Origin of the sequence: Burkholderia sp. AU44665 (assembly GCF_030504405.1) — a bacterium.
Lineage (GTDB): Bacteria > Pseudomonadota > Gammaproteobacteria > Burkholderiales > Burkholderiaceae > Burkholderia > Burkholderia semiarida.
This window is the reverse complement of sequence record NZ_JAUJRI010000024.1, coordinates 47,320-64,926: the sequence shown is the minus strand read 5'-3', so window position 1 is coordinate 64,926 and position 17,607 is coordinate 47,320. Positions and strand designations below refer to the sequence as shown.

General features: G+C 68.7%; 19 protein-coding genes. 8 read left to right on the top strand and 11 right to left on the bottom strand.

What is annotated here, in order from left to right; genetic code table 11:
- Position 1 precedes the first annotated feature (1 nt).
- A complete protein-coding gene (gene murJ, locus QZM15_RS29305) occupies positions 2 to 1,609 on the bottom strand; it encodes a murein biosynthesis integral membrane protein MurJ (RefSeq protein ID WP_306427096.1) in 1,608 nt (535 codons plus the stop codon).
- 246 nt (positions 1,610 to 1,855) lie between these two features.
- Here murJ and rpsT point away from each other — a divergent pair, with 246 nt between their 5' ends.
- Positions 1,856 to 2,128: a 30S ribosomal protein S20 gene (gene rpsT, locus QZM15_RS29300; RefSeq protein ID WP_006482211.1), complete on the top strand. Its 273-nt coding sequence runs from the start codon at positions 1,856 to 1,858 to the stop codon at positions 2,126 to 2,128.
- A 158-nt stretch (positions 2,129 to 2,286) separates the two neighbouring features.
- Here the strand turns inward: rpsT and QZM15_RS29295 are convergent, their stop codons facing one another.
- Complete coding sequence (locus QZM15_RS29295; RefSeq protein ID WP_034178852.1) at positions 2,287 to 2,607, bottom strand: DUF3579 domain-containing protein; 321 nt, start codon at positions 2,605 to 2,607, stop codon at positions 2,287 to 2,289.
- A gap of 413 nt (positions 2,608 to 3,020) precedes the next feature.
- Here QZM15_RS29295 and argF point away from each other — a divergent pair, with 413 nt between their 5' ends.
- Entirely contained in the window at positions 3,021 to 3,950 is a 930-nt protein-coding gene (gene argF, locus QZM15_RS29290) for an ornithine carbamoyltransferase (protein ID WP_089465085.1), read from the top strand.
- A gap of 86 nt (positions 3,951 to 4,036) precedes the next feature.
- On the opposite strand, the gene murB is transcribed toward argF, so the two are convergent.
- Positions 4,037 to 5,086, bottom strand: coding sequence for a UDP-N-acetylmuramate dehydrogenase (murB, locus tag QZM15_RS29285; RefSeq protein WP_302107776.1), 1,050 nt, complete (start codon positions 5,084 to 5,086; stop codon positions 4,037 to 4,039).
- Between the two features lie 136 nt (positions 5,087 to 5,222).
- On the opposite strand from murB, the gene QZM15_RS29280 reads away from it, so the two are divergent.
- The gene (locus tag QZM15_RS29280; RefSeq protein ID WP_034208219.1) at positions 5,223 to 5,708 is read left to right on the top strand and encodes a YajQ family cyclic di-GMP-binding protein; all 486 of its coding nucleotides are present in this window, start codon (positions 5,223 to 5,225) and stop codon (positions 5,706 to 5,708) included.
- A gap of 78 nt (positions 5,709 to 5,786) precedes the next feature.
- Here QZM15_RS29280 and plsY read toward each other — a convergent pair whose 3' ends face one another.
- Entirely contained in the window at positions 5,787 to 6,428 is a 642-nt protein-coding gene (gene plsY / locus QZM15_RS29275; RefSeq protein ID WP_059644845.1) for a glycerol-3-phosphate 1-O-acyltransferase PlsY, read from the bottom strand.
- Positions 6,429 to 6,544: 116 nt separating this feature from the next.
- A complete protein-coding gene (gene ybaK / locus QZM15_RS29270; protein ID WP_012329097.1) occupies positions 6,545 to 7,036 on the bottom strand; it encodes a Cys-tRNA(Pro) deacylase in 492 nt (163 codons plus the stop codon).
- A 235-nt stretch (positions 7,037 to 7,271) separates the two neighbouring features.
- Here ybaK and QZM15_RS29265 point away from each other — a divergent pair, with 235 nt between their 5' ends.
- A complete protein-coding gene (locus QZM15_RS29265; protein WP_124863906.1) occupies positions 7,272 to 8,834 on the top strand; it encodes a class I adenylate-forming enzyme family protein in 1,563 nt (520 codons plus the stop codon).
- Between the two features lie 49 nt (positions 8,835 to 8,883).
- Here QZM15_RS29265 and xerD read toward each other — a convergent pair whose 3' ends face one another.
- The 3 genes from xerD to queG form a co-directional block, all read right to left on the bottom strand.
- Entirely contained in the window at positions 8,884 to 9,834 is a 951-nt protein-coding gene (gene xerD, locus QZM15_RS29260; RefSeq protein WP_059644840.1) for a site-specific tyrosine recombinase XerD, read from the bottom strand.
- On the bottom strand, positions 9,831 to 10,301 hold the full coding sequence (locus tag QZM15_RS29255; protein WP_059578402.1) for a methylated-DNA--[protein]-cysteine S-methyltransferase: 471 nt from the start codon (positions 10,299 to 10,301) through the stop codon (positions 9,831 to 9,833). Before QZM15_RS29255 ends, xerD begins: the two co-directional genes overlap by 4 nt.
- Before the next feature lie 65 nt (positions 10,302 to 10,366).
- Entirely contained in the window at positions 10,367 to 11,590 is a 1,224-nt protein-coding gene (gene queG / locus QZM15_RS29250) for a tRNA epoxyqueuosine(34) reductase QueG (protein WP_226234200.1), read from the bottom strand.
- Between the two features lie 17 nt (positions 11,591 to 11,607).
- Between queG and tsaE the strand changes: the two genes are divergently transcribed.
- Both tsaE and QZM15_RS29240 read left to right on the top strand, forming a co-directional pair.
- Positions 11,608 to 12,159: a tRNA (adenosine(37)-N6)-threonylcarbamoyltransferase complex ATPase subunit type 1 TsaE gene (gene tsaE / locus QZM15_RS29245; RefSeq protein ID WP_124863902.1), complete on the top strand. Its 552-nt coding sequence runs from the start codon at positions 11,608 to 11,610 to the stop codon at positions 12,157 to 12,159.
- Entirely contained in the window at positions 12,141 to 13,667 is a 1,527-nt protein-coding gene (locus QZM15_RS29240; RefSeq protein WP_060012038.1) for an N-acetylmuramoyl-L-alanine amidase, read from the top strand. Before tsaE ends, QZM15_RS29240 begins: the two co-directional genes overlap by 19 nt.
- A 45-nt stretch (positions 13,668 to 13,712) precedes the next feature.
- Here the strand turns inward: QZM15_RS29240 and QZM15_RS29235 are convergent, their stop codons facing one another.
- Positions 13,713 to 14,594, bottom strand: coding sequence for an EamA family transporter (locus QZM15_RS29235; protein ID WP_179231749.1), 882 nt, complete (start codon positions 14,592 to 14,594; stop codon positions 13,713 to 13,715).
- A gap of 43 nt (positions 14,595 to 14,637) precedes the next feature.
- A complete protein-coding gene (locus QZM15_RS29230) occupies positions 14,638 to 14,853 on the bottom strand; it encodes a hypothetical protein (protein WP_302107775.1) in 216 nt (71 codons plus the stop codon).
- Here QZM15_RS29230 and QZM15_RS29225 point away from each other — a divergent pair.
- On the top strand, positions 14,852 to 15,733 hold the full coding sequence (locus QZM15_RS29225; protein WP_059578417.1) for a pirin family protein: 882 nt from the start codon (positions 14,852 to 14,854) through the stop codon (positions 15,731 to 15,733). The two genes, QZM15_RS29230 and QZM15_RS29225, sit on opposite strands and share 2 nt — an antisense overlap.
- 52 nt (positions 15,734 to 15,785) lie before the next feature.
- Entirely contained in the window at positions 15,786 to 16,634 is an 849-nt protein-coding gene (gene trxA, locus QZM15_RS29220; protein ID WP_124863900.1) for a thioredoxin, read from the top strand.
- A gap of 108 nt (positions 16,635 to 16,742) precedes the next feature.
- On the opposite strand, the gene QZM15_RS29215 is transcribed toward trxA, so the two are convergent.
- Positions 16,743 to 17,600 (bottom strand): ThiF family adenylyltransferase, encoded by an 858-nt coding sequence (locus QZM15_RS29215; protein WP_124863898.1) that lies wholly within the window; start codon positions 17,598 to 17,600, stop codon positions 16,743 to 16,745.
- Positions 17,601 to 17,607: the final 7 nt, after the last annotated feature.

Sequence of the window (17,607 nt, the reverse complement as noted above, 5' to 3'; positions counted from 1 at the left end):
GTCACTTGGCGCGCCTTCTGAAGTAAGCGTATTTGAAGCCCATCACCCACAACATACCGAAATATAGTGCAGCAAACAGCACGAGGCACGCAGCCATCAGCGCGATGCGATCGAGCGGCTGCGCGCGCATGCCGGTCCAGTCGAAACTGATCGCGCACCAGTGCATCAGGCCCGCGAGCACGAGCGCCGCGCCGACGAGCTGCACGAAGAAGCGCAGCCAGCCCGGCGACGGCTGGTAGATGCCGCGCTTGCGCAGCCCGAGGAACAGCAGCAGCGAATTCAGGCACGCGCCGACGCCGATGCTCAGCGTGAGGCCCGCGTGGCCGATCAGCGGCACGAACACGTAGTTCGACAGCTGTGTGACGATCAGCACGCCGACCGCGATCTTCACGGGCGTCTTGATGTCCTGCTTCGCATAGAAGCCCGGCGCGAGGATCTTGATCAGGATGATGCCGACGAGGCCGATTCCGTAGGTCGCGAGCGCGCGCGCGACCATCGTGACGGTATGCGCGTCGAACTTGCCGTAGTTGAACAGCGTCGCGGTGAGCGGCGTCGCGAAGAAGAACAGCGCGAGCGCACTCGGCGCCGCGAGCAGGAACGTGACGCGCAGCCCCCAGTCGAGCAGCGCCGAATATTCGTGCGAATCGGCGTCGACGTGCGCCTTCGACAGGCTCGGCAGCAGGATCGTGCCGAGCGCGACGCCGAGCAGCGCGGTCGGGAATTCCATCAGGCGGTCGGCGTAATTGATCCACGACACCGCGCCCTGCCCGAGCCGCGACGCGATGTTGGTGTTGATGATCAGCGACAATTGCGCGACGGACACCGCGAACGTCGCGGGCACCATCTTCGCCAGCACGCGCTTCACGCCCGGATGACGCAGCGCGCGCAGCGGGTTGACGCCGATCAGCGGCACCATGTCGATCTTCTTCAGGCCCGGCAACTGCACGAGAAACTGCAGCACGCCGCCGACGATGACGGCCCACGCCAGCGCGTAGACCGGCACCTTCAGATGCGGCGCGACGAACACGGCCGCGGCGATGAACGCGACGTTGAGCAGTACCGGCGCGAACGCGGGCAGCGAGAAGCTCTTGTACGTGTTCAGCACGCCCGACGCGAGCGTCGTCAGCGAAATGAACACGATGTACGGGAACATGATCCGCGTCATCGTGACCGCGAGCGGGAACGCCTGGCCGTCGCCGTGCAGGCCGGACGCGACCGCGAACACGACCCACGACGCACCGGCGATGCCGACGACCGACAGCACGGCCAGCGCCCACGCGAGCACGGTGGACATCGCGTCGACGAGCGCCTTCGTCGCATCGTGCCCCTGCTGGTTCTTGAACTCGGCGAGGATCGGCACGAACGCCTGCGAGAACGCGCCTTCGGCGGACAGGCGGCGCAGCAGGTTCGGAATACGGAAGGCGACGTAGAACGCGTCGGTGTATTGACTGGCGCCGAACGCACGGGCGATCAGCGTCTCGCGGGCCAGTCCGGTCACGCGCGACAGCAGCGTGAAGCCGCTGACCGTCAGCAGGGCTCGGAATAGATTCATGGGGCGCTTATTATACGGACGTTGCGCGACCCGGCCATCGCCGATGCCGAAAAGCACGGCCGCCGCCCGCGCCCCGCCCGGCGAGCGTTACGTCGAACTTGCCACTCGCTTGATTTTGTTGCTATAATCGCCGGTTTCTGGGCTCGTACATGCACGGCAACTGCCGTTTTCATGTCCCGGCCTCGGTTAAAATCACCGTTTTTTTATGCGCCCCTGGGCAATCGTTCTCAGGGGACGGATCGAAAAGCAGCGCTTGGCCGTCAGGCTCCAAGCTCTGGAAACAGGACAGGATAAGGAACCGTCATGGCTAACTCCGCACAAGCACGCAAGCGCGCCCGCCAGGCCGCGAAGGCAAACTCGCACAACTCGGCGCTGCGCTCGAAATTCCGTACCGCGATCAAGTCGGTCCGCAAGGCTGTTGAAGCCGGCGACCAGGCAAAGGCTGCCGAGCTGTTCAAGGCTGCCGTGAAGACGATCGACACGATCGCCGACAAGAAGATCGTTCACAAGAACAAGGCCGCTCGCAGCAAGAGCCGCCTGGCCGCAGCCGTCAAGGGTCTGCAGGCAGCAGCGTAAATCCGGTGCGCCCGCGCGAGCGGGCGCTCCTGTTTCCTGCGATCACGAAAAAGCCCGCCTAGGCGGGCTTTTTTGTTGCCTGCCGCCGGCGCATCGGGCGCGGCGGCAGGATTTGCCCGGGCTGGCGCAGCTCGCGCCCTCGCCCGCCGGCATCACACTCATTTCTTCGCGCCGTAGTCCGGCAGCTCGCACGCCTCGGTCACGACGAGGTTGTTGTCCTTCGCGAAATTCAGCACGAAATCGAAAGCCATCGGCTCGATGTCGCGCAACCGCGAATCGAGGATCACGCATTTCAGGTCGCCGAGCATCGTCGGGCGCACGTACAGCGAATACTTGAGACGCGCATTCGGCCCGCTCGCCCCCGGCCCGAAGCAGGCCATCACACCGGCCAGACGTTCCGACCAGTCGCTCGGGCGAAACTTTTTCCCGTCTTTCGTGATGCCCTGGATGAAGAATTCGGTCGGAGGGGTTTCAGCCATGTGGTTACCCAAGTGACGGCCCGGCGATGCCCAGGCAACGGCGCCTGGATACGCGAACACAAAGCTGGAGTGGCAAGCGGCACAAGCGTTCCGATATCCCGAAAACGGGGCGTCGATGTGCGCCGCCGGTGGACTGCACCGGATTTGTGCAGCGCACGGCTTGTGTCCGGCAGAGCGCGAAAAGCCTTGCCTGCCGGGCTGGAGAAAACTTTTGGATTATACCGCAGCGCGCCATCGCGCGTCGTCCCGACGCCCGTCTACCCGCGCCGCCGGCCACGCGCGGCGACGCTGCCCCGCGTCGCGTCGCGGCTCGTCAAAGCACGGAAAATCCTTTATGCTGCTTTGAGTTATCCACACCCGACGGCGGCGCCGTCCGGCCTCGCTGCCGGGTGAGACCCGCCGTATTTCGTTTCATGACCGCCAAAACCATTCGTCACTACCTGCAGTTCAAGGATTTCTCGCTGGAAGACTACGAGTACGTGCTCGAACGCACGGGTATCCTGAAGCGCAAGTTCAAGAACTACGAGACCTACCACCCGCTGCACGACCGCACGCTCGCGATGATCTTCGAGAAGAGCTCGACCCGCACGCGCCTGTCGTTCGAGGCCGGGATCTTCCAGCTCGGCGGCCACGCCGTGTTCATGAGCACGCGCGACACGCAGCTCGGCCGCGGCGAGCCCGTCGAGGATTCCGCGCAGGTCATCTCGCGGATGGTCGACATCATCATGATCCGCACGTTCGAGCAGGACGTGATCACGCGCTTCGCGCAGAATTCCCGCGTGCCGGTGATCAACGGCCTGACGAACGAATACCACCCGTGCCAGGTGCTCGCCGACATCTTCACGTACTACGAGCACCGCGGCCCGATCGCCGGCAAGACCGTCGCGTGGGTCGGCGACGCGAACAACATGCTCTACACGTGGATCGAAGCCGCGCAGATCCTCGGCTTCAAGCTGCGCCTGTCCACCCCGCCCGGCTACGCGCTCGACATGAAGCTCGTGTCGCCCGACAGCGCGCCGTTCTACGACGTGTTCGACGATCCCAACGAAGCGTGCAAGGGCGCCGATCTCGTGACGACCGACGTCTGGACGAGCATGGGTTTCGAGGCCGAGAACGAAGCGCGCAAGCAGGCATTCGCCGACTGGTGCGTCGACGAGGAAATGATGGGCCATGCGAATCCGGATGCGCTCTTCATGCACTGCCTGCCCGCGCATCGCGGCGAGGAAGTGACGGCCGGCGTGATCGACGGCCCGCAGAGCGTCGTGTGGGACGAAGCGGAAAACCGCCTGCACGTGCAGAAGGCGCTGATGGAGTTCCTGCTGCTCGGCCGTCTGAAGCACTGATGCGCGGCAGCGCACACGCGTAAAAAAAGCGCCGGTCGACGATCGGCGCTTTTCGTTTGGGTGCGCCGAAACCGGCGCGCGCTGCGTTACAGGCAGACCGGTTCCGCCTCCAGCTCGACGCCGAACCGCGCGCGCACGTCGGCCTGGATCGCCCGCGCCAGCGCGAGCACGTCGGCGCCCGTCGCGCCGCCGCGATTGACGAGCACGAGCGCCTGGCGGTCGTGCACGGCCGCCGCCCCGAGCGCGCGCCCCTTCCAGCCGCAGCGGTCGATCAGCCAGCCGGCCGCGAGCTTCACGTGGCCGTCCGGCTGCGGATACGACACGACGTCGGGCACGCGCGCGCGCAGCGCGTCGAACTGCGCGGCGCCAATCACTGGATTCTTGAAGAAACTGCCCGCATTGCCGAGCACCAGCGGATCGGGCAACTTCGCGCGGCGGATCGCGACGACCGCATCGAATACGTCGCGCGGCGTCGCCGCGGCGGGCGCGATGCCGCGCGCGTCGAGCTCGCGCGTGACGTCCGCGTAGCCGAGCCGCGGCGTCCATTGCTTCGGCAGCCGGAACGTCACCGCGACGATCGCGAACCGGCCGCGCCCGTCCCGCTTGAAGAAGCTGTCGCGGTAACCGAACGCGCAGCGCGCGGCGTCGAAACGCTCGCGGCGCCCCGTCGCCAGCTCGACCGCGACCAGCGAATCGAAATACGCCTTCATCTCGAGGCCGTATGCGCCGATGTTCTGGATCGGCGCGGCGCCGACGGTACCCGGGATCAGCGCGAGATTCTCGAGGCCCGGCATCCCGTGCTCGAGCGTCCACGCGACGAATGCGTGCCAGTTCTCGCCGCCGCCGGCCTCGACGTACCACGCATCGCCGTCCTCGCGCACGACGCGGCGGCCCGCGATCTCGTCGAGCAGCACGACGCCGTCGAAATCGCGCGTGAACACGATATTGCTGCCGCCGCCGAGCACGAGCCGCGGCAGGTTCGCGAGCCGCGGGTCGCGATGCAGCGCCTCGAACTGCGCCGGCTGCGTGATGCGCGCGGCGAAGCGCGCGCGCGCGGCGATGCCGAACGTGTTGTGCGCGGCGAGCGGATGGTCGGGAAGCAGCGACAGGGCGGAATCGTCAGGGGGCATCGGCATTCGCGGTCACGTCGGCCCGGGCGGCGCAGGGCCGGCCTTGGGCAAACGCAGGGGCATCGGTAAAATGGCAAACAGTCCGCAATTATAGCGAGTGCCCGCGCGCGAGCCGGGCGCCCGCATCTCAAGGGAGAATGCCATGCCATCGTTCGACGTCGTTTCCGAAGCGAACATGATCGAAGTGAAGAACGCCATCGAGCAGTCGAACAAGGAAATCTCGACGCGCTTCGACTTCAAGGGCTCCGACGCACGCGTCGAGCAGAAGGAACGTGAGCTGACGCTGTTCGCCGACGACGATTTCAAGCTCGGCCAGGTCAAGGACGTGCTGATCGGCAAGCTGGCCAAGCGCAACGTCGACGTGCGCTTCCTCGACTATGGCAAGGTCGAGAAGATCGGCGGCGACAAGGTCAAGCAGATCGTCACCGTGAAGAAAGGCGTGACGGGCGACCTCGCGAAGAAGATCGTGCGCCTCGTGAAGGACAGCAAGATCAAGGTGCAGGCGAGCATCCAGGGCGACGCGGTGCGCATCTCGGGCGCGAAGCGCGACGACCTGCAGAGCACGATCGCGATGCTGCGCAAGGACGTGACCGACACGCCGCTCGACTTCAACAACTTCCGCGACTGACCGGCCACCGGCCCGTCGCGTCATCCGGCCGGGCCCGCACACGCGGCGCGCCCGGCGCACGGCCCGCGCCGCGCGTTCTCAGGCTTTCCCGCCGTCCTGCGCGCCGCCGTCCGCGGCCGCCTTCTTCTTGTCGCCGATCCGGCTCTCCTGCCCCGCGAGCAGCTTCGAAATGTTGCCGCGGTGACGCCACACGAGCAGCACGCTCATCGCGAGCACGGCCCAGGCGATCGGGTTGTGGCCCGGCATGCCGAACAGGAACACGTCGAACACCGGCGCGAACACGGCCGCCACCAGCGCCGCGAGCGACGAATAGCGGAAGAAGAATGCGACGATCAGCCAGGTCAGCGCGGTCGCGAGCCCGAGCACCGGATGCACGGCGAGCAGCACGCCGGCCGCGGTCGCGACGCCCTTGCCGCCCTGGAAGCGGAAGAACACCGGGTACAGGTGGCCGAGGAACACGGCGATCGCGACCCACGCGATCGCGACGTCGGGCAGGCCGAAGCGACGGGCGAGCCAGACGGCGATCCAGCCCTTGAACGCGTCGCCGACGAGCGTCAGGATCGCGGCCTTCTTGTTGCCGCTGCGCAGCACGTTGGTCGCGCCGGGATTCTTCGACCCGTACGAACGCGGGTCGGCCAGGCCCATCACGGAACTGACGACGACGGCGAACGACACCGAACCGATCAGGTAGGCAACGAGGGCGGCGAGCAGGATCTGCATGCGGAGGACTCTTCTTTCAACGTATCGGGAAAGGGACGGCCGTGCGCGGCAAGCCGACAGGCCGAAACGGCGCCCATTCTACCGAACGGGCGCGAGGTGCCACGAAGGTGAAACCCTCAGTCGACGCTCGCGCATTGCACGGGCTGCGCGCCGAGCAGCGACGTGAGCACCGCCGGCGCGAGGCTGACGAGGTAGCCGCGCCGGCCGCCGTTCAGATAGATCGTCGGCAATTCGAGGATCGTCGCCTCGACGTAGACGGGCATCGTCTTGCGCGTGCCGAACGGCGACGTGCCGCCGACGAGATAGCCCGAATGGCGGTTCGCGACCTCGGGCTTGCATGGCTCGACGCGCTTCGCGCCGATCTGCCGCGCGAGATTCTTCGTCGACACGGTGCGGTCGCCGTGCATCAGCACGATCAGCGGCTTCGCGTGTTCGTCTTCCATTACGAGCGTCTTCACGACGCTGTGCTCGTCGACGCCGAGCTGGCGCGCCGATTCGCCGGTGCCGCCGTGCTCGACGTATTCGTACGGATGCTCGCCGAATGCGACGCCATGACGGCGCAGCAGCTGGGTCGCGGGGGTTTCGGACACGTGTCTGGATTTGCTCATGGCGGCATTTTAATGGCGAACGATCGGCGGGCGCGCAATGGCGTGCCCGCGCCGACGGTATACTCGCGGCCCGTTTTCCGCCGGCCCGCCGCACCGCCGTCGCGATTGCGCCCATCATCGTTGCGAACTTCGTGAAGCGCTATTGTCCGATTGGCCGATTGTCGCGCACGCGCCGCCATGGCACGATCGTTCGCAAATATCGTCGGCCGCCGCCGGCCCATCATCTGGAGACGCCATGTCCTCGCCCATCCGTGCATCCGAATCGCTCGACGTCGATGCGCTGCTCGCCGCGCTGCCGCGTCGGATTGCCGACGTGCCGGCGCACCGGGCCGCGCGGTCGCCCGCGCATCCGGCGCTGATCGAGGATGCGCGCCGGCTGTCGTACGGCGAGCTGGCGCAGGCCGTCGACGCGGCGGCCGCACGGCTGGCGGGCCTCGGCGTGCAAGGCGGCGACCGCGTGATGATCGTCGCGGAAAACTGCGTCGCGCAGATCGTGCTGCTGTTCGCGGCCGCGCGCATCGACGCCTGGGCGCTGGTGTCGAACGCGCGGTTGTCGGCCGCCGAGCTCGATGCGATCGCCGCGCACGCGCGGCCGAAGCTGATCGCGTTCACGAGCGACGCATCGGCCGATGCGCGCGCCCATGCCGGGCGGCTCGGGGCGACGCCCGCCGGTGCGCTGCCGGTCGACATCGGTGCGTGGTCGTATCGGGTCGATGCGGGCGCGCCGGCCGAACCGGTGGCCGCCGACGGCGCCGCGCAATGCGCGGCGCTGATCTACACGACCGGCACGACCGGTACGCCGAAAGGCGTGATGCTGTCGCACCGCAACCTGCTGTTCATCGCGGCGACGTCGAGCATGCTGCGCCGCGTGTCGCCCGACGACGTCGTCTACACGGTGCTGCCCGTGTCGCACGTGTACGGGCTCGCGTCGGTGTGCCTGGGCAGCCTCTACGCAGGCGCGACGCTGCGGCTCGCGCCGCGCTTCTCGCCGGAAGCCGTGCGCATCGCGCTCGCCGACGAAGGCGTCACGATCTTCCAGGGCGTGCCGGCGATGCACGCGAAGCTGCTCGAACACGTGCACACGCACGGCCATGCCTGGCGCGCGCCGCGGCTGCGCTTCGCGTATTCGGGCGGCTCGCCGCTCGATGCGAATCTGAAGGCGCGCGTCGAGCGCCTGTACGGCGTGCCGCTGCACAACGGATACGGGATGACCGAAAGCAGCCCGACGATCACGCAGACGCCGCTCGACGCGCCGCGCACGGACAGCTCGGTCGGCGTACCGATTCCGGGCGTCGACATGCGGATCGTCGCGCCGGACGGCACCGACGTGCCGCCGGGCGAAGTCGGCGAGATTCGCGTGCGCGGGCCGAACGTGATGCTCGGCTACTACCGCAACGCGGACGCGACGCGCGCGGCCGTATCGCCGGACGGCTGGCTGAGCACCGGCGATCTCGCGCGGCAGGGCGCGGACGGCGCGGTGACGATCGTGGGCCGCAGCAAGGAGCTGATCATCCGCTCGGGCTTCAACGTGTATCCGGTCGAGGTCGAGCAGGTGCTGAACGCGCATCCGGACGTCGTGCAGGCGGCCGTGATCGGCCGGGCGATCGACGGCAACGAGGAAGTGCTCGCGTTCGTCGAGCTGGTGCCGGGCGCGGCAGCGGACGAGGCGGCATTGCATGCGTGGTGCGCGGAGCGGCTCACGGCTTACAAACGCCCCGCGCACATCCGCGTGCTCGATGCGCTGCCGGCCGCATCGACCGGCAAGGTGCTCAAGCACCGGCTGCGCGAGCTGGTCTGACGCAGCCGCCGCGCGCATCGCGGGTTCGGGTCGCAGCCCGCGCCGCGCGTCACCCGCGCGGGTGGTGCTCCGCATGCAGCGTCTTCAGCCGCTCGCGCGCGACGTGCGTATAGATCTGCGTGGTCGAGATGTCGCTGTGGCCGAGCAGCAATTGCACGACGCGCAGGTCGGCGCCGTGATTCAGCAGGTGCGTCGCGAACGCGTGCCGCAGCGTGTGCGGCGACAGGTGCGCGCGCACGTCGGCCTGCTGCGCGTGACGCTTGATGATGTTCCAGAACTGCTGGCGCGTCATCCCGTCGCCGCGCGCGGTCACGAACAGCGCGTCGGCCGCGCGCGCGCCGAGCAATGCCGGCCGCGCGTCGCGCAGGTAGCGTTCGATCCAGCCGTGCGCGACTTCGCCGAACGGCACGAGCCGCTCCTTCGAGCCCTTGCCCATCACCCGCACGACGCCTTCGTTGAGGCCGACCTCGACCGTCTTCAGCGTCACGAGTTCGCTCACGCGCAGCCCGCTCGCGTACATCAGCTCCAGCATCGTGCGATCGCGCAGGCCGAGCGGCGTGCCGATGTCGGGCGCGCCGAGCAGCGCCTCGACCTGCGCCTCGGACAACGTCGACGGGAACCGCGCGCCCTGTTTCGCGGACGTGATCCGCAGCGTCGGGTCGGCGCTCGCGCGATGCTCGCGCACGGCCCAGCCGTAATAGCGACGAAATACGGACAGCCGCCGGTTCGACGACGTCGCCTTGCCGTCGCTGCGTGCGGCGATGTAGCCCGTCACCATCGCCTCGTCGGCCGCGTCGAGCGGCGCGTCGTGCGTCGCGGCCAGCCACTGGGAAAACAGCACCAGATCGCGCCGGTACGCGTCGAGCGTGTTGCGCGCGAGCCCGTGTTCGAGCCACAGCGCATCGCAGAACACGTCGATCGACGCGCGGCTCGCGAGCAGCGCGGGCGATGCCGCGACGGCATCGTCGTCGGCCGCGGGGGAAATCATCGGTTCGCTCATCGGTATGGCACGCCCTCGTGCGCGAGCAGCCAGCGCTTCACTCGCTGGTAATAGCCGTTGTCGTCGTGGTTCGCGAACCCGCCGAGGCCGCCCGCCGCGACGACGCGATGGCACGGAATCACGAGCGGGAAGTAGTTCGCGCCGCACGCCTGGCCGACCGCGCGCGGCGCGCTGCCGATCCGCTTCGCGACCTGGCCGTAGGTCAGCACCGTCCCGGGCGGGATGTCGCTGATCACGTCCCACACGCGATGCTGGAATGCGCTGCCGACGTCGGCGAGCGGCAGGTCGAAGCGCGCGGACGCGCGCTCGAAATAACGTTCGATCTGCTGGACCGCGCGCTTCGCGAGCGCCGAATCCGGTTCGACCGCCTTCATCGACTCGGGCAGATAGACGATCTCGCGCACCACCGCGGCATCCGTACGGATGCCGACCTTGCCGAACGGCGCGTCGATCACTGCGTTGAACATTGCCTTCTCCTGACCGGGGGATGCGCGCGGCCCTGCCCGCGCGCCGACGACACTTTACGCCGCCTTCACGCGGCTCGCAGCGCCCATTCGACATGCTCGCGCACGACCGGCGACGGATCGTCGGCCCGCGCGCGCAGCGCGGCGACGATCGCGTCGCGCGCCGCCGGCGAGAGCCGGTCCGCGCCCGCGCGCAGCGCATTGCCGAGCCCGACCGCGAGATTGCGCAGCCAGCTTTCGTAGCCGATGCGCCGGATCGCGCTGCCCTGCATCCGCGTATCGAACGTGCCCGCGTCCCACGCGAACAGCTCGACGAGCGTCGCGCGGTCGAGGCCGTGCCGCACGTCGAAATCGGCGACGGGCGCGGCCTGCGCGAACTTGTTCCACGGACACACGAGCTGGCAGTCGTCGCAGCCGTACACGCGATTGCCGATCAGCGGCCGCAGCGGCTCGGGGATGCTGCCTTTCAGTTCGATCGTCAGGTACGAGATGCAGCGGCGCGCATCGACGCGGTACGGCTCGACGATCGCGCCGGTCGGGCACGCGTCGATACAGCGCGTGCAACTGCCGCAGTGCGCGCCGGGCGTCTCGGGCGCGGTGTCGGGCGACGTGCGCGCGTCGGTCGGCAGCGGCAGGTCGACGTAGATCTCGCCGAGAAAGAACAGCGAGCCGGCATCGCGCTGCAGCAGCAGCGTGTGCTTGCCGCGCCAGCCGACCCCGGCCTTCTGCGCGAGTTCGACTTCGAGCACGGGCGCCGAATCGGTGAACACGCGATAGCCGAACCCGCCGATCTCGTGCTCGATGCGCTCCGCGAGCGTCTGCAGCCGGTTGCGCAGCACCTTGTGATAGTCGCGGCCGCGCGCATAGATCGACACGACCGCCGCCTGCGGATCGTCGAGCCGTGCGCGTTCGCGCGCGCGCCAATCGTGCGGCACGAGCGCGCCGGGCTCGTCGTCAGCCAGCGTTTGGGCCGGTAAATAGGCGAGCCGCACGGAGATCACGCGTCGCGTACCGGCCACAAGTTCGGCCGGCCGCGCGCGTTTCATCCCATGTTTCGCCATATAATCCATTTCGCCGTGGTAACCGGCTTCCAGCCAGGCGGCGAGGCCTGCTTCGGCATCCGAGAGATCGGTGTCGCTGATGCCGATCGCCCCGAAACCCAATTCGCGCCCCCACGCCCTGATGCGAGCGGCGAGCGCAGTCAACGCCGCATCGTCGAGCGCGCACGGCGCCGCGCCTTCGGCACGAGTCGAAGGCCTGTCGGATGCGGCGCGTTCCGGTAGTCGGTTCATCGCACTATTTTACGAGAATGCCAGCCACGCCCAGCCAACCGCCTCACGCCATGCTGCCCGCCCCGCTCGCGGAGCGCGTGATCGCGCTCGCCGACGACGCGGCAACCGAGGCCTTCGGCACCCGCTTCGCGCACGCGCTCGACGCCGCGCGCATCGCGCTCGACCGCGCCCACGCGTTCGACGGGCTGCAGATCCAGCTGGTCGGCGATCTCGGCGCGGGCAAGACGACCCTCGTGCGCGCGATCCTGCGCGGCCTCGGCCACCAGGGGCGCGTGCGCAGCCCGACCTATACGCTCGTCGAGCCGTACGCGCTCGAACGCAGCGACGGGGAACTCGAGGTCTATCACTTCGATCTGTATCGATTCAACGATCCGGCCGAATGGTCGGACGCAGGCTTTCGCGAGTATTTCAATTCCAGCGCGATCTGCCTCGTCGAATGGCCGCAACAGGCGGGCGCCCTGCTCGGCGTGCCCGATCTGGTTTTCTCGCTCGACGTGGACGGCGACGGCCGCGTCCTCACCGTCCGGGCGTACAGCGCTTCAGGAAACGCATGTCTCGAAAGATGTTGATCAAACCGTTCCGCTCGATCGAATCGGCGGCCACCGCGACGCACAACTGGCGGCGCCGTCAGATCCTGCGCGCGGGGGCGTCGACGCTGGTGCTCGGTCTCGTCGCGCCGCGGCTCGCGCACGCGTCGTCGGTGCTCGGCGTGCGCGTGTGGCCCGCACGCGATTACACGCGCGTCACGATCGAATCCGACCAGCCGCTGCAGAATAGCCAACAACTGCTGCAGGGTCCCGACCGTCTCGTCGTCGACCTGAGCGGCCTCGATCTCGACCAGGCGCTGCGCGACCTCGTCTCGAAGATCGCGCCGAACGATCCGCAGATCCAGTCGGTGCGCGTCGGCCAGTATCAGCCGCACGTCGTGCGGATGGTGTTCGACCTGAAAGGCTCGGTGAAACCGCAGGTGTTCACGCTGCCGCCCGTCGGTACGTACAAGTACCGGCTCGTGTTCGATCTGTACCCGGCCGTCGCGCCCGATCCGCTGTCCGACCTGATCGCGCAGACGGAACGCAAGGAACAGGCGCTCAACGACACCGCGCGCGCGCAGCAGATGCAGCCGCCTTCCACGCTGGCCGGCCCGGGCACCCCGCCGCCCGCCGCGGGCGACAACAGCGACGCATTCTTCCAGCGTTTCGCGCAGAACACGCCGGCCGCGCCGCACACGCCGCCGGCCGCCGGCACGCCGTCGACGCCCGCGAAGCCGGCCGTCAAGCCGCCGCCCGTCATCGCGCGCCGCGACGACAGCGACGACGACGGCGACACCTACAAGTTCACCGCACCGAAATCGGGCAAGGGCGGCACCGTGCGCCTGCTGACGGTCGCGATCGACCCGGGCCACGGCGGCGAGGATCCGGGCGCGATCGGCGGCAACGGCACGTACGAGAAGCACATCGCGCTCGACATCGCGAAGAAGCTGCGCGCGAAGATCGACGCCGCCCCGAACATGCGCGCGATGATGACGCGCGACGCCGATTTCTTCGTGCCGCTGAACGTGCGCGTGCAGAAGGCGCGCCGCGTCGGCGCGGATCTGTTCGTGTCGATCCACGCGGACGCGTTCACGACGCCGTCCGCGCGCGGCTCGTCGGTGTTCGCGCTGTCCGACCACGGCGCGTCGAGCGCCGCGGCGCGCTGGCTCGCGAACAAGGAAAACTCGTCCGACCTGATCGGCGGCATCAACATCAAGACCCAGGACGCGGCAGTCAGCCGCGCGCTGTTCGACATGTCGACGACCGCGCAGATCCGCGATTCGCTGCGCTACGGCAACTACGTGCTGAAGGAAGTGGGCGGCATCAACAAGCTGCACAAGGGCTCGGTCGAGCAGGCCGGGTTCGCGGTGCTGAAGGCGCCCGACATCCCGTCGATCCTCGTCGAGACCGCGTTCATCAGCAACCCGGACGAAGAGCGCCGGCTCAACGACGACAGCTATCGCGACGAGATGGCCGACGCGATCTTCCGCGGCATCAAGCGCTACTTCGCCGCGAATCCGCCGCTCGCGAAGAGCCGGATGGCCTGAGCGCCATCCGTTCCCTGCCGCCGGCACGCGGCGCGTGCCGGCGCGTCACGACGATGCCGCGAAGCGGCTCAGCAGTTTCCCGCCGAACACGTTCACCGCGAGCCCGCCCATCACGAGCGCGGCGCCGATCAGCTGCGCTTGCGTCAGATGCTCGTCGAGCAGCAGCGCCGACGACGCGAGCCCGACGATCGGCACCAGCAGCGAGAACTGCGCGACCTGCGCGGCCGGATAGCGCGACAGCAGGCGGCTCCACAGCCCGTAGCCGAGCAGCGTCGCGACGAACGCCAGATAGACGACCGCGAAGATCGACGCGCCGTCGAGCCCGGCGAGCGCGGTCGCGATCCGCCGCGGCCCCTCGAACCACAGCGACAGCAGGAAGAACGGCACGGGCGGCACGAGGCTCGCCCACACGACGAGCGACACGAGGTTCGCCTTCCCGACCTTCTTCGTGACGATATTGCCGAAGGCCCACATCGCGGCCGAGCAGATCGTCAGCAGGAAGCCCGCGAGCGTCATCGCACGGCCGCCCTGCGCGGCGATCACGACGAGGCCGCCCGCGGCGATCGCGAGCCCGATCAGGTTCTGCACGCGCAGCCGCTCGCCGAGGAACAGCATCGCGAACACCAGCGTGAAGAACGCCTGCGACTGCAGCACGAGCGACGCGAGGCCGGCCGGCATGCCGACGTACATGCCGGTGAACAGGAACACGAACTGGCCAAGCTGGATCGTCGCGCCGTACAGCACCAGCAGCCGCCACGAAATCTGCGGCCGGCGCACGAAGAACACCGCGGGCACGGCCGCGAGCGTGAAGCGCAGCGCGCCGAGCAGCATCGGCGGCATGCCGTGCAGGCCGACCTTGATCACGACGAAGTTCACGCCCCACGCCAGAATCACGACCAGCGCGAGCAGCAGATCCTTCGGGGCCATCATCGGCGTCTCCTCGATTGTCGAATCGTCGTTGTGAAGCCGGTCAGTCTACCGGGTTTCGCCGCCGCGCCGGATACCCGCGCGGCGCGCATGGAATCGGCAGCGGGCGCAGCGGCTGGCGCGACGCGGTGGACACCGCACGATGCGTGCCCGCCGCGGCCGCATCGCGCCGCGCGCGTTTCGCGCTGCCCGTCACGCGCGCCGCCGTGCCGCCAGTACAATGACCGGCAATCCAGCCGTTCCCCACGAGGCCCGCCATGACCGACTCGATCAAAGCCTTGCTGAAGCCGCACGTGCGCGACATCGGCAACCTGCAGGTGCGCCGCACACTGCCCGCGCTCGCCGCACGCCTCGTCGGCCCGTTCATCTTCTTCGATCACATGGGGCCCGCCATGCTGCCGGCCGGCACGGGGCTCGACGTGCGCCCGCATCCGCACATCGGGCTCGCGACGGTCACCTATCTGTTCGACGGCGCGATCCTGCACCGCGACAGCCTCGGCTCGCGGCAGGAAATCGTGCCGGGCGACGTGAACTGGATGACGGCCGGCCGCGGGATCGTCCACTCGGAGCGCACGCCCGACGCGCAGCGCGCGAGCGGCCACACCGTGCACGGGATCCAGACCTGGGTCGCGCTGCCGAAAGCGCACGAGACGACCGAGCCGTCGTTCGAGCACCACGCAGCCGACACGCTGCCCAAGCGCGACGAAGACGGCGTGGCGCTGACGGTGATCGCCGGCGACGCGTTCGGGCTGCGCTCGCCCGTGACGACGTTCTCGCGCACGCTGTACGTCGCGGCCGAATTCGCGGCCGGCGGCCGGCTCGAACTCGATGCGTCGCACGAGGAGCGCGCGGTCTACGTGGTCGACGGCGAGCTCGCGATCGACGGCGCGCCGGTGCCGGCCGAACGGATGGCCGTGCTCGCGCCGGGCGCGAGCGTCACGCTGACGAGCGGCAGCGGCGCGCGCGCGATGCTGCTCGGCGGCGACCGGATGGACGGCGAACGCTTCATCGAGTGGAATTTCGTCGCGAGCAGCCGCGACGCGATCGAACGCGCGAAAGCGGCGTGGACGCGCCAGGAGATGGGCAAGGTGCCCGGCGAGACCGAATGGATTGCGCTGCCCGAAGCGAAGCCGCGTTGAAAAAGCGGCGCACCGCCCCCACCCTGACGATATTCGAACGGAAGAGAACGCCATGGACACCACGCTTGCCACATTCGAGAAAGACGTCATCGAGGCGTCGCTGGACACGCCCGTGCTGGTCGACTTCTGGGCGCCGTGGTGCGGCCCCTGCAAGACGCTCGGCCCGCTGCTGGAAAAGCTCGAAGCCGACTACGCAGGCCGCTGGAAGCTCGTGAAGGTCAACGTCGACGAGAACCAGGAGCTCGCCGCGCACTTCCAGACGCGCAGCATCCCGCACGTGATCGCGTTCGCCGACGGGCGGGCGGTCGACCAGTTCGTCGGCGTGCTGCCCGAAGGGCAGTTGCGCGCGTTCCTCGACCGCCTGCTGCCGGCCCCCGAGGAAGCCGAACGCCGCGCCGCGCAGTACGCGATGGCCGAACAGCGCTTCGACGATGCGCGCGCGCACCTCGAAGCGGCGCTCGCGCTGAACCCCGGCTACGACGACGCGCGCCTCGACCTGATCGAGCTGCTGCTCGCGCGCAACGAAGTCGATGCCGCACGCGCGGAGACCGAGCGCCTGTCGCCGCAAACCGTGCAGAACGGCGACCCGCGCTACCAGGCGATCAAGACCCGTTTCGACGCGCTCGACGCCACGGCCGACCTGCCGCCAACCGACGCGCTCGAGGCGCGCATCGCGGCGAACCCGGCCGATCTCGACGCGCGCTTCGACCTCGCGCAGAGCCTGATCGCGCGGCGCGCGTACGAAGGGGCGCTGGAACAGTTGCTGGAAATCGTGACGCGCGATCGCGCGTACGGCGACGATCTCGGCCGCCGCACGATGATCTCCGTGTTCGAACTGGCCGGCGATCGCCCCGACCTCGTCGCCGCGTGGCGACGCAAGCTGAGCATGGCGCTCAACTGACCCGACGCACGACCGGCCGGGCCGCCACGGCCCGGCTGCATCGGCCTATCGCTCGCGGCACGTCACCCGCGCCGCGGCATCGTCGTTGCGTGCCCGCGCGCCGCGCGCTCAGCCGGCCGCCCGTGCCGCGATCGCCCGCAGCGCATGCGCGGCCGCCGCGAAACCGAAGCTCGCAGTCACGCACACGCTCGAACCGAAGCCCGCACAGTTGAGCCCCGCGACGTGCGCGACGGCGGACGGCTCGGCGCCGTCCTCGATGTCGCAGGCCGCCGCTTCCGGATAGATCAGCGGCTCGTCCGAATACACGGCGCTGACCTTGAAGCGCGCCTTCGGCCCGCGCGGAAAGCCGTGCTGCTTGCGCAACTGCGCGCGGACCTTCGACAGCAGCGGATCCTGAATCGTCAGCGCGAGATCGTCGATGCGAATGCGCGTCGGGTCGAGCTGCCCGCCCGCGCCGCCGACGACGATCAACGGCTGCCGTTTCGCGACGCACCACGCGATCAGCGCGACCTTCGTGCGCACGCTGTCGATCGCATCGATCACGTAGTCGAAGCCGCCGCCGAGCAGCGCGTCGAAATTGTCGGGCTCGACGAAATCCTCGACGCGGTTCACGCGGCATGCGGGATCGATCAGCGCGATGCGCTCGGCCATCGCGTCGACCTTCGGCTTGCCGTAATTGCCGTCGAGCGCATGGATCTGCCGGTTCGTGTTGCTTTCCGCGACGTTGTCGAGATCGATCAGCGTCAACGTGCCGACCGCGTTGCGCGCGAGCGCCTCGGCCACCCACGACCCGACGCCGCCGATCCCGATCACCGCGACGTGCGCCCGCTCGAACGCGGCGGCCGCCGGCGCGCCGTACAGGCGCGCGACGCCGCCGAAACGCCGCGCGCGATCCACGTCAAGCTGGATTTCCGGGGTCGGGGTAAGATCGGAAGAACTGGGCGGGGCAGCGTCGGCGGCGGACATGGCAGCA